Source organism: Sphingopyxis sp. Soil_C_28, from assembly GCF_057657055.1.
On record NZ_JBDGJE010000001.1, the window covers coordinates 1,313,750 to 1,326,043 of the forward strand.

Annotated in this window: 8 protein-coding genes and 1 tRNA gene; 5 read left to right on the plus strand and 4 right to left on the minus strand. The window is 63.6% G+C overall.

Annotation, left to right across the window (positions count from 1 at the left end; genetic code table 11):
* Window positions 1-4 precede the first annotated feature (4 nt).
* From AC3A43_RS06160 to AC3A43_RS06170, 3 genes are all read left to right on the plus strand, one after another.
* Complete coding sequence (locus AC3A43_RS06160; protein ID WP_487791639.1) at window positions 5-469, plus strand: hypothetical protein; 465 nt, start codon at window positions 5-7, stop codon at window positions 467-469.
* Between the two features lie 74 nt (window positions 470-543).
* On the plus strand, window positions 544-1,608 hold the full coding sequence (locus AC3A43_RS06165) for a hypothetical protein (protein WP_487791640.1): 1,065 nt from the start codon (window positions 544-546) through the stop codon (window positions 1,606-1,608).
* A gap of 67 nt (window positions 1,609-1,675) precedes the next feature.
* The gene (locus AC3A43_RS06170) at window positions 1,676-6,772 is read left to right on the plus strand and encodes a hypothetical protein (protein ID WP_487791641.1); all 5,097 of its coding nucleotides are present in this window, start codon (window positions 1,676-1,678) and stop codon (window positions 6,770-6,772) included.
* Between the two features lie 74 nt (window positions 6,773-6,846).
* On the opposite strand, the gene AC3A43_RS06175 is transcribed toward AC3A43_RS06170, so the two are convergent.
* From AC3A43_RS06175 to thyA, 4 genes are all read right to left on the minus strand, one after another.
* Window positions 6,847-8,130 (minus strand): dihydrolipoamide acetyltransferase family protein, encoded by a 1,284-nt coding sequence (locus tag AC3A43_RS06175; protein WP_487791642.1) that lies wholly within the window; start codon window positions 8,128-8,130, stop codon window positions 6,847-6,849.
* Window positions 8,131-8,134: 4 nt separating this feature from the next.
* Window positions 8,135-9,139, minus strand: a complete 1,005-nt coding sequence (locus AC3A43_RS06180) for an alpha-ketoacid dehydrogenase subunit beta (RefSeq protein WP_487792031.1) — start codon at window positions 9,137-9,139, stop codon at window positions 8,135-8,137.
* A gap of 32 nt (window positions 9,140-9,171) precedes the next feature.
* Complete coding sequence (locus tag AC3A43_RS06185) at window positions 9,172-10,467, minus strand: thiamine pyrophosphate-dependent enzyme (protein WP_487791643.1); 1,296 nt, start codon at window positions 10,465-10,467, stop codon at window positions 9,172-9,174.
* A gap of 93 nt (window positions 10,468-10,560) precedes the next feature.
* Complete coding sequence (gene thyA / locus AC3A43_RS06190) at window positions 10,561-11,523, minus strand: thymidylate synthase (RefSeq protein ID WP_487791644.1); 963 nt, start codon at window positions 11,521-11,523, stop codon at window positions 10,561-10,563.
* Window positions 11,524-11,743: 220 nt separating this feature from the next.
* On the opposite strand from thyA, the gene AC3A43_RS06195 reads away from it, so the two are divergent.
* Entirely contained in the window at window positions 11,744-12,067 is a 324-nt protein-coding gene (locus AC3A43_RS06195; RefSeq protein WP_487792032.1) for a JAB domain-containing protein, read from the plus strand.
* Window positions 12,068-12,174: 107 nt separating this feature from the next.
* Window positions 12,175-12,251: transfer RNA gene (locus AC3A43_RS06200), tRNA-Pro, on the plus strand.
* The last annotated feature ends 43 nt before the right edge of the window (window positions 12,252-12,294 follow it).

A 12,294-nucleotide genomic window follows, 5' to 3' on the forward strand; every position in this document is an offset into this window, starting at 1 on the left:
CCGTATGCGCACGGCCCTTTTCCTTTTGCTTGCTGCCCTCATGCCGGGCCAGGCTTTCGCCGCGAACCAGGTCGCGCTCGACAACAATGTGTTCGTCGAACGCGTGTCGATCGACGCTCAGGGCAAGCAGCGGATTTTGCTCGAAGAACCAAAGGTCGTCGTTCCCGGCGACCGCCTCGTTTTCGTGCTCAACTATCGCAACGCCGGCGCGCAGCCCGCCGACAAATTCGTGATTACCAACCCGATGCCGTCGGCGGTTCGTTTTGCGGACGCCGGCGACACGCGCCCCTTGGTTTCGGTCGATGGCGGCAAGCAGTGGGGACTGCTTGCCGACCTCTCGGTTCCGATGACCGGCGGCACGCACCGTGCAGCGCAGCCAGCCGACGTCACGCACGTTCGCTGGGCTTTCCAAAAGCCGATTCCGGTCGGTGGCACGGGCAAGCTCATGTTTCGGGGAGTTGTAAAATAGCGAATGAATAAAACCGCTTAACGGTTGCCAGCGGTGGGGAAACGGCAACCAACATAAAGTCCAGGAGCTCAGCTATGACCAGCAAGCTGACTTATATGGGTGTCATCGGTCTGGCGGCGCTTTCGAGCGTCGCCGCCACGCCGGCTTCTGCCGCCGGCACGACCGCAGGCACCACGATTACGAACACCGCCACAGTCGACTATCAGGTCGGTGGCGTCGCACAGGGACAGCAGTCGGCGTCGAACAATTTCACCGTCGACCGCAAGATCAACCTGCTCGTCGAAGAAGTCGGCACCGTCACGACCAATGTCGTGCCGGGGCAGACGAACGCCGTCACGACGTTCCAGCTGACCAACAGCTCGAACGAAACGCTCGACTTCGCGCTCGTGGCAACGCAGATCACGGGCGGTACCGCCGCACATGGCGGAACCGACACGTTCAATGCCAACAATATCCGGATTTACCGCGATAATACGGCAACGGGCACGATCGGTAGCTGGGATGCGGGCGATACGTTGATCACCGCCTATGTCGACGAACTCGTCGTCGATACGGCGATCAGGCTCTTCGTCGTCGCCGACATCCCCGCAGGGCTCGCCAACAATGCCGTCGCGGGCGTGACGCTGCGCGCCACGGCGCGCGAAGGCGGGCTTGCCGGTACCCAGGGTGCGGTCATCACCGAAACCACGGGCGCAAACACCGCGGGCAAGGACACTGTCTTTGCCGATATCGCGGGTGTCGCAGGCGACGTCGCGCGCGACGGATCGCACAGCGACAATGACGACTATACGGTGCAAACCGCGACCCTTGCCGTCACGAAGACCAGCCGTGTCATTTCGGATCCGTTCAACAATACGACGAATCCGAAGCTGATTCCGGGTGCCGTGATCGAATATTGCATCGCGGTGGCCAACACCGGCGGCGCGGCCGCGACCTCGGTCGTGATCAATGACCCGGTTCCGGGGCAGCTAACGTTCAACGCCGGCACGATCCTGCTGGGCGGCACGGTTACCAGCGGCACGTGCGACTTCAACGGCACCGCCGGTGGCAGCTATGCCGCGCCGAACGTGTCGGGCACGATCGCTTCGATCGCTGCGGGCACCGCCAGCACGCTCGTCTTCCGCGCGACCGTCAACTGATCGGGTAACCGATGGAGCAGCGGGTGCGGCCCAAAAACCGTCTCCCGCTGCTCCTTTCGGGGCTGATATGGCACTCCGCACGAAATTTTCCGGCCTTGTGACCGCCCTGGTCGCAGCAGCATTGCTGCCTGCGATACCCACGGCGCAAGCACAGGTGATCACGAACACGGCTTCGGCGCAGTGGACGCATGACGGGCAGCCCGGTCAGGCGCTGTCGAACCGCGTCGATGTGACCGTGACCGCGCGGCCGCCTGAGCGGCCGACGATCACGACCTATCGCCTTACCAATGGCAGCGGCAACAAATCGGTACCACTTGCCCCAACGCAGTGCATCCGCCCGGCGGCCCGCAGCGCGACCAGCACCATCGATTTGAGCGGCGTTTATGAGGGCATCTCGACCGCCCCGGCCTCGCTGCAAAGCACCGACAATTTCCGCGCCGGCGAAGTTCTCGTCGTCGGTGTCACGCTCGCATCGGCGAACACCGATCCGCAGGCGCGCGACACCCTGCCCGTCGTCCTCGAACTGGAGAATGGCGACCGCGAAGCGATCATTCTGACCGAAACCGCGAACAACAGCGGCGAATTCGTCGGCATCATCAACACGATCGGCGTCCCGCCCGCGGTCGTCGCAGGCGATTGCCGCCTCTCGGTCAATCCGGGCGCGCCGCTCGCGCTCCGTGTCACCGATCAGGCCAACGCCAGCCTTGTCGCGCTGGCGACGATCAATTTCCTCGTCGACCCGTTCGGCATTGTATTTGACAGCGGCGACGGCGCGCCCGTGGCCGGTAGCCGTGTAACGATCGTCGACGCCGCGACGGGCCAGCCCGCGCAGGTGTTCGGCGACGATGGCGTCTCCGCCTATCCGTCCAGCGTTGTCACCGGTCAGCCCGTCACCGACTCGGGCGGGACAACCTATAATTTCCCTCCAGGCGACTATCGCTTTCCGTTCGTCGCGCCCGGCACCTATCGCCTGATTGTCGCGCCGCCGGCGCCCTACACCGCACCCTCGACGTCAAGCGCCGTCGCGCTCGCTGGCCTCCGCCGCCCCGACGACGGGCAGCCGTTCGAGATCACCGGCGCGAGCTATGGCAATGCGTTCACACTCAGCAGCCCGGCCCCGGTGCGCGTCGACATTCCGGTCGATCAGCCTGGCCTGCCGTTAATCCTGCGCAAGACCACCTCGACACAGATCGCGGTGCCCGGCGACGTGATCCAGTATCGAATCGAAGTCGCCAACCGCGATACGCGACGCAACACCGGCGCGGTGACCATCCGCGACATGCTGCCCGCCGGAATGCGACTGCGCGCCGATACGGTGCGAGTCGACGGCGTGCGCGTCGATGCCTTGATCCAAGCCAATGGCCGCGAGTTCGCGGTCACCCTGCCCGGCATCGCCGCATCGCGTTCGGCGCTGCTCACCTATCTGGCCGAAGTTATCGTATCGGCGCAGCCGGGTAATGCGCTCAATCGCGCCACCGCGACCGACAATCGCGGTTCGACCAGCAACGTCGCCGAAGCAACGATTTCGATCAAACGCGATCAGCTCGGCGACCGCATGACCATCATCGGCCGCATTACCGACGGCGGTTGCAGCGTCGATCCGAGCAAGTCCAATGGGATCATGGGCGTCCGCGTGATGCTGCAGGATGGCAGCTATACCGCTACGGACGAAGACGGCCGCTATCATTTCGAGGGCGTCCGTCCCGGCCTGCATGTCGTGCAGATTGATCCGTCGACGCTCCCGCTCGACCGCGAGGCGATCGACTGCGCGCGATCAACGCAGAGCGCCGGCAGCGCGATCTCGCGCTTCGTCGAAGGTCGCGGCGGCGCCTTGAAGCGCGCCGACTTCCGTGCGGTCGCCAGCGCGCCGCGTGCCGCGCCGAACAAAACGGCCGTCGAAGCGCCCAAGACTCTAAGCGACCCCGAGGCCGCCGGTTCAGGTCGCGACTGGCTCGCGGGCCAGGCACCGGGAATCGACTGGCTCTTCCCTGACATCGACCATAACCCGCGCGCCAAGGCGATCCGCGCCGCGCTCAAGCATGCTCCGGGCCAGACCGTGTCGCTCCGCGTCAACGGCAAACCCGCCGATGCATTGACCTTCGAAGGCGTGAGCAAGTCGGCCGACGGCAGCGTTGCGGTCAGCCTTTGGCGTGGGCTCGAAATCCGCGAAGGCGAAAACCGACTGATCGCCGAAGTGAAAGATGCAAGCGGTAATCTCATCGAAACGCTCGAGCGCAATGTCCATTATTCGATCACCCCGATGCGCGCCTCGCTGATCCGTGAAAAGTCGGTGCTGGTTGCCGATGGCGTGACGCGCCCTGTGATCGCGGTGCGCCTGACCGACCGCGACGGCAAACCGATCCGCGCCGGCCTGACGGGCGATTTCAGCGTCCCCGCGCCTTATTATCCCGCGGTCGAAGCCGATGCGCAGCAGGCGCGCCAGCTTGCGGGCCTCGAACGCGCACAGCCGGTGTGGAAGATCGATGGCGACGATGGTGTCGCCTATATCGAACTCGAACCGACGACCGCGTCCGGCACGCTCGCGATGGATTTCACCTTCCGCGACGACAAGGTGACGCGCAAGCAGACGATCGAAACCTGGCTCGACCCGGGCAATCGCCCTTGGACCGTCGTCGGCTTTGCAGCGGGGACGCTCGGCTACAACACGCTGGACGACCGGATGGAACCAGCAGCCGAGACTCTCGACGATCTCAACGCCGACGCGCGCCTCGCGCTCTATGCGAAGGGCCGCGTGCGCGGAAAATGGCTGATGACGCTGGCGTATGACAGTGACAAGGACAAGGATGACACCCGGTTCGGCGGCGTGATCGATCCGCGCGCCTATTACACGATCTACGCCGACCGCAACGAGACGCGCTATGACGCCGCGTCGGTGCGCAAGCTCTACCTGCGCCTCGAACGCCCGCAATTCTACGCGATGTTCGGCGATATCGAGACGGGGATTTCAGAACCCGAACTCGCCCGCTACCAGCGCGCGCTTAACGGCGGCAAGGCCGAGTATCGCGGCCGCAATGTTGCCGCGACCGCTTTCGTCGCCGACACGCCGTATCGTTTCCGCCGCGATGAGATCCAGGGCAACGGCCTGACGGGTCCGTACCAGCTCGGCGCGAAGGACATTTTGCCGAACAGCGAACGCATTGTTATCGAGACGCGCGACCGGCTGCACAGCGAGCGCATCGTCGACAGCGTCAGCCTGTCGCGCCATGTCGATTACGATATCGATTATCTGTCGGGCACGATCCGTTTCCGCGAGCCGGTGCTCAGCCGCTCGTCGAACCTTGACCCGCAGTTCATCGTCGCCGAATATGAGGTAGACGGCATCGGCCAGCGTGTGTTGAACGCCGGTGGGCGCGTCAGCTATCAGTCGAATGACGAGAAATTGCGCGTCGGCGCGACCTTCATCCACGACGAAGACGGCAACGCCAAGACCAACCTTGGCGGTATCGACGCGCGTTATCGCCCCACCATCGAGACCGAAGTCCGTGCCGAACTCGCCGTCAGCGATGCCAAGGCGACCAACGGCAGCACGACCGCCAGCGGCACCGCCAAGGCATGGCTGATCGAAGCCGAACATCACAGCAGCAGCGCCGACTTCCTTGCTTATGTTCGCGAGCGCGAGGCGGGATTCGGCACAGGCCAGCTTAACAACAGCGAGGATGGTACGCGCAAATTCGGCTTCGACGCGCGGGTAAAGGCCAGCCGCGGCCTGTCAGTCACCGGCAGCGCGTGGCAGGAAGATTATCTCGACACCAATGCCCGGCGCCGCGCCGCCCGCGCGCTTGTCGAATATGACAATGGCACCAGCGTTGCGCGCGCCGGGCTGACGCATGCCGATGATCGTTTGTCCGATGGCACCCGCAATCGCTCGAACATCGTCCAGCTCGGCGCTACGCAAAGGCTGATGGGCAAACGCCTCGAACTCGACGCGCAGACCGAATTTGCGCTCGGCGGCAAGGACGCCAGCATCGATTTCCCGACACGGCACCGCCTCGGCGCGCGCTATGCCATCAACCGCGACCTCAACCTCGTCGGCAGCTACGAAATCGCCGACGGCGACAGCATCAAGGCGCGCACCGTGCGGTTGGGCTTCGACCTGACGCCCTGGTCGGGCGCGCGGCTGCTCGCGACTGCGAACCAGCAGGAGATCGGCGAATATGGCCCGCGCAGTTTTGCCGCCTATGGCCTGTCGCAGTCGCTGAAGATCGGCGAGCGCTGGTCGATCGATGTGTCGGTTGATGGCAATCGTACGATCGACGGCGTCCGCGCCGGCGATGTGCTCAACGTCGAGCATCCCGTCGCATCGGGCGGCTTCCTTGGCGGCAATGGCACGCTGACCGAAGACTTCCTTGCTATCAGCACCGGCGCCACATATCGCGCCGACCGTTGGACGCTGACAGGCCGCGCCGAATATCGCGATGGCGAGATTGCCAATCGGTACGGCTTGACGCTGGGCGGTCTCCGTCAGCTTGGCGAAGGTCGCGCACTGGGCGCGCTCTTCACTTACGCAAAGGCGAGCGGCGCCGGCACCGCACCGACCACCGAAGTCATCCAGTTCGAAATGAGCTGGGCCCACCGCCCTGCTGATTCGCAGGTTTCGTGGCTCAACAAGAGCGAATTCCGTTCGGACAAGGTGCGTGATGCGATCGCGGGTGAAGCCGGTCCGATCGGAGGCCCGTCGCTGACGATCGACGGCGATGCGACAAGCCGCCGCCTGCTCAACAGCCTGTCGGTGAACTGGACCCCGCTCGGCGACCGCGGGATCGGCAGCGGCGACAGCTGGTACGAGCGCGCCGAAATCGGCTTCTTCTGGGGCACGCGCTATAATTTCGATCGCTTCGGCGCGGACGATGTGAAGGGCTGGTCGAACCTGATCGGCGCCGACTTCCGTTTCAACCTCGGCGAGCATGTCGACGTCGGCGCATCGGGTACCGTGCGGGTCGGCACCGACGCCGATACGGTGAGCTGGGCTGGCGGCCCTACGGTCACGCTTGCGCCGATGACAAACGCGAACATCACCTTCGGCTATAATTTCGCGGGCTTCCACGACCGCGATTTCGAAGATGCGCGTTTCTCGCGCTCCGGGGCTTATGTGACTTTCAAACTGAAATTCGACCAGACGAGTTTCGCGGGGCTGGGACTCTAGTCCACTCGCGTGTAGCGAAGCAATCCGGGGCGAGCGTCCACTGCCCCGGATTGCTTCCCGCTACAGTCTCGAACTCAGTCCGCGAACAGCAGAACCGGCGTCTCGACCAGCTTTTTCAACGCCTGAACATAGCTTGCCGCGTCCCAGCCATCGACGACACGGTGGTCGCAGCTGATCGACAGGTTCATCAGCTTCGCGCGGCGAATCTCGTCACCATCGAATACCGGACGTTCGACGATCTTGTTCGGACCGATGATCGCGACCTCGGGACGGTTGATCACCGGGGTCGTCGCGATCCCGCCCAGCGGGCCGAGCGAGGTTACAGTAAGTGTGCCGCCGGTCAGTTCCTCGACCTTCGCCTTGCCGGTGCGTGCGGCTTCGGCGAGGCGCGTGATTTCGGTCGCCAATTGCCAGACATTCTTGTCCTGCGCATCACGGATGACCGGGACCATCAGCCCCGCGTCAGTCTGCGTCGCCATGCCGAGGTGCACCGCGCCGTAGCGCGTCACTACACCGCCCTCATCATCATAACGGGCGTTGATCATCGGAAACTGCGGGATCGTGCGGCAGATCGCAACGATCAGGAAGGGCAGCATCGTGAGCTTTGGCCGTCCACCGCGATTGGCATTGAGGTCCGCGCGCATCTCTTCGAGCGCGGTGACGTCCATTTCCTCGACATAGGTGAAGTGCGGAATTGCGCGCTTCGACGCCGCCATATTCTCGGCGATCTTGCGGCGCATGCCGATGACCTTGACCGGCTCGTCGGCGCGAGCGCGCGAGGCCCCCGGCGCGCTATATCCCTGCCCGCTGCTGTAGCGGAGGAAGGCGTCGAGATCGGCGTGGCGAATGCGGTCGCCTTCGGCGTGGACCTGACCCAGATCGACACCCAAATCCTTGGCGCGGGCACGAACGGCCGGCGATGCGAGGACCGCACGGCCAGGATCGGCCGCTGCGACGGGCGGGGGTGCCGGCGCTGGTGTCGGCGCGGGAGCGGGAGCCACAACGGGCGCGGGCGGCGCAACCTCAGCGACGGAGATTTCCTCGGCGCCCGGCGTTTCCGCCAAAATTTCCTGCTCGGCGGTCGTATCGGCCGGCGGCGCGTCGACCGTGCCCTCTTCGTCGGTCTCGATCACCGCCAGCGTCGATCCGATCGGGATCAGGTCGCCGACCTCGCCCGCCAGTTCGACGACGATCCCCGACACGGGCGATTCCATTTCGACGGTCGCCTTGTCGGTCATCATGTCGGCAAGCTGCGCGTCTTCCTCGACGCGCTCGCCGATCTTGACGTGCCAGGCGACGATTTCGGCCTCGGCAATGCCTTCGCCGATGTCGGGCAGGCGGAATGAATAACGAGCCATGGCGTCAGTCCTTCAAAATCTTGGTCAGCGCGGTCGCGATGCGCACCGGGCCGGGGAAATAGGCCCATTCGAGGCTATGCGGATAAGGCGTGTCGAACCCGGTCACGCGCTCGACCGGCGCCTCGAGATGATAGAAGCAGCGCTCCTGCACCAGCGCCGCGAGTTCGGCGCCGAAGCCCGAGGTCCGCGTCGCTTCGTGGATGATCAGGCAGCGGCCGGTTTTCTTTACCGACGTCTCGATCGCCTCGATATCAAGCGGCAGCAGCGTGCGAAGATCGATGATCTCGGCATCGATGCCCATTTCTTCGACGATCGTCTTGGTGACATGGACCATCGTGCCATAGGCGAGGATGGTGAGCGCTTCGCCCGAACGCACCGTCGCGGCCTTGCCGAGTTCGATGCGGTAATGGCCTTCGGGCACCGCGCTCGCGTCATGCTTTGACCACGGTTCGACCGGGCGGTCGTAATAACCGCTGAACGGGCCATTATAGATGCGCTTGGGTTCGAGGAAGACGACGGGGTCATTATCCTCGATCGCAGCGATCAGCAGGCCCTTGGCATCATAGGGATTCGACGGGATCACCGTCTTGACGCCGCAGATGTGAGTCATGATGCTTTCGGGCGACTGGCTGTGCGTCTGGCCGCCAAAGATGCCGCCGCCGAACGGGGTGCGCACCGTCATCGGGCAGATGAAATCGCCCGCCGAACGATAGCGAAGGCGTGCCGCTTCGCTGACGAGCTGGTCAAGGCCGGGATAGATATAGTCGGCGAACTGGATTTCGGGGACCGGGCGCAGGCCATAGGCGCCCATGCCGACCGCAACGCCGATGATGCCGCATTCGTTGATCGGCGTGTCGAACACGCGCGTCTTGCCATGCTTTTTCTGCAGGCCTGCCGTCGCGCGGAAAACCCCGCCGAAAAAGCCGACATCTTCGCCCATCACGACCATGTTCGAATCGCGTTCGAGCATGACGTCCATCGCGCTGTTGATCGCCTCGATCATGTTCATCGTCTTGGTGGCGGTTTGCGTGTCGGCGCTCATTATTCGGGCTTCCAATTGGGGCCGAACTTGGCCTCTTGCTCGGCGAGCATCTGCGCGCATTGTTCTTTCAGATGCCAGGGCAGCTCTTCGAACACATCGTCGAACATCGTTTCGAACGGTTGATGCATGCCGTGGCCGAGGATGCCTAGCTTTTCGGATTGTTTCTGGGTCGTCTTGACCAGATCGTCGAGCTCCTTCGCCTGGGCCTCGTGACGGTCGGCATCCCATTCGCCGAGCGCTTCGAGATGCTGGCGGAGGCGGTCGATCGGGTCGCCGAACGGCCAGATCGTCGGCTCTTCGGCGGGACGATAGGCGGTCGGATCGTCCGACGTGCTATGCCCTTCGCTGCGATAGGTGAAATGCTCGATCAGCGTCGGGCCATTGTTCGTGCGCGCCCGGTCCGCCGCCCACTGCGTCGCGGCGTAAACCGCGAGCGGGTCGTTGCCGTCGATCCGCAGCCCGGCGATGCCATAACCGACCGCGCGCGCCGCAAACGTCGTACGTTCACCGCCGGCAAAGCCCGAGAAGCTGGAGATCGCCCACTGGTTGTTCACGACGTTAAAGATCACCGGCGCGTTGTAAACGGTCGCGAAGGTCAGCGCCGAGTGGAAGTCGCCCTCGGCCGACGAGCCTTCACCGCACCAGACGGTCGCGATCCGGCTGTCGCCCTTCGACGCCGAGGCCATCGCCCAGCCCACCGCCTGCGGATATTGCGTGGCAAGGTTACCCGACACGCTGAAGAAGCCATGCTCGGGCGCAGAATACATGATCGGCAGCTGGCGGCCCATCAGGTGATCGCCGCGGTTCGAGTAGATCTGGTTCATCATCTGGATCAGCGGATAGTCGCGCGCGATCAGGATGCCCTGCTGGCGATAGCTCGGAAAGCACATGTCGCCGCGGTCGAGCGCCATCGTCGAGGCGACCGACGTCGCCTCTTCGCCGGTGCACTTCATATAAAAGCTGGTTTTGCCCTGCCGCTGCGCGCGGAACATGCGATCATCGAACGCCCGCACCAGCATCATATAACGCAGCATGACGCGCAGCCGCTCGGGCGTCAGTTTCGGATCCCACTGCCCCTTCGCCTGTCCATCGAAATGGAGCACGCGAACAAGGCCATAGCAGAGCTCGCGCATCGCATCGGGCTTTGTCGCCTCGCTCGGGCGCGGGGTCGCGTCGACGGCGGGAACCACGATGTCGCCGAAGTCGGGCGTATCGCCGGGGCGATAGCGCGGCTCGGGGATATGAAGCGACAGCGGCGGCAGATTGCTCGCCGGGCGCCGATCCGTTTCGGTCATCTCTTCATCCCTTTGAAGGCGCGAATCGCGCCTAGTTATATTTCAACACGGCGACATATTATTACGGTCGCCATACGAATGCAACGCCAGCCGTCAGACCGCGACAGGCGCGGAAATATGCGTTTGCGGTGCATAATCCTCGACCGCGAAATCCTCGAACTCATAGTCAAAAACGCTGTCGGGCCGCCGCAGGATACGCAGCTTTGGGCTTCCTTCGGGCACACGCGACAACTGTTGTTCGACCAGGTCCGCGTGATTGAGGTAGAGGTGCACATCGCCGCCCGTCCACACCAGTTCGTGTGCATGAAGGTCGCATTGCTGTGCAATTAGGCGCGTCAGCAGCGCCGCTTCGAAAATGTTGAAGGCAAAACCGAGGCCAAGGTCGCACGAACGCTGGAACAGCAGGCACGACAGCCCGCCGTCGCTGCGGACATGGAACTGATAGGTCATATGGCATGGCGGCAGCGCCATGCGATCGAGGTCGGCGACGTTCCAGCCGGTAAAGATATGCCGCCGCGACCCCGGATTGGTCCGGAGCGAATCGATCAACGCCGCAATCTGGTTGTACCCTTGTTCGGCGCGGCGAAAGAGTCCTTCACCCGCGAGCTCGTATCGCGGCCAGTTCACCCACTGATGGCCATAGACCGGGCCGAGATCGCCCCACCTCGCGGCGAATTCGTCATCTGCGACTATCCGCGCCTCGAAATCCTGCGCGGCCATATGATCGCCGGTCTCGCGGCGATATTTTTCGAGCGGCCAGTCGGTCCAGATTTTGACCCCCTGCGCCACAAGCGGCTGGATATTGGTGTTGCCCGTCAGGAACCACAGCAACTCGCGGAGCGCCGTTTTCCAATAGACGCGCTTCGTCGTGAGCAATGGGATCGCGTCGTCTTTCAGTGAGAATCGCATCGTCTCGCCGAACAGCGAGCGCGTACCGACCCCTGTGCGGTCGACGCGCTCGTCGCCTTCCACCCAGATACGGCGCATCAGGTCGAGATATTGAAGTTCATAATGGATGGAATCAGACAAGACATTCTCCCGGCTTCGCCTTCTCATTGCTAGGCTCCGCGTCGTCGGCGGACAAGGGACCAACAGGAGCGACGCCACAAAGCCTCCGATGCGGGGCAGTCGGGCGTTGGGAATCGTTGGCAGGGCGCGCATGGGGGCATGAATGACCCTGTCTGAACCCGTGGGCCAAACGCCGGAACCTTCGGCGCTGGCCGGATTTGTGCCATCCCGATCCGAGGATGCGGTGGCGCGCCAGCTGCTACGCCCGATGTTTGATAACGAACGAGAGACGCTGCTTCTCGCCGGATTCGACGCCTTCGACCGTCTCGTTCGGTTGGAACGCGTCGATGGTGACGATGCCGGGCGATGCGTCATCCCGCCGCAATGCTGGCGCGCCTTTCTGGGCGGCGGAATCGTAACCGTCGTCATGGCCCATAACCATCCGTCCGGCGTCGCCTGGCCCAGCGACGCCGACATCGACGCGACCCACGATGCCGCGCTTTTCTTGCGGACCATCGACATCGATCTGGTCGATCATCTGATTTTCGTCGAGCAGGGCCATTTCAGCTTTCGAACTGGCGAAATGCTGTAGTTCGGGCAATCCTGTCCGATGTGCCGATTGGCGCTTGAAGTTCCCAGATTGCACGTCTAGAGGACCGCCCTGCCTTCGCGGCGACCCAGGTCGGCGCGCAGATCGGTCGGGGAGTAGCTCAGCCTGGTAGAGCACTGTCTTCGGGAGGCAGGGGCCGGAGGTTCGAATCCTCTCTCCCCGACCAATTTCTTGCAAATTGCAGATTCTGCACCGTCTCTTCTTGTAAG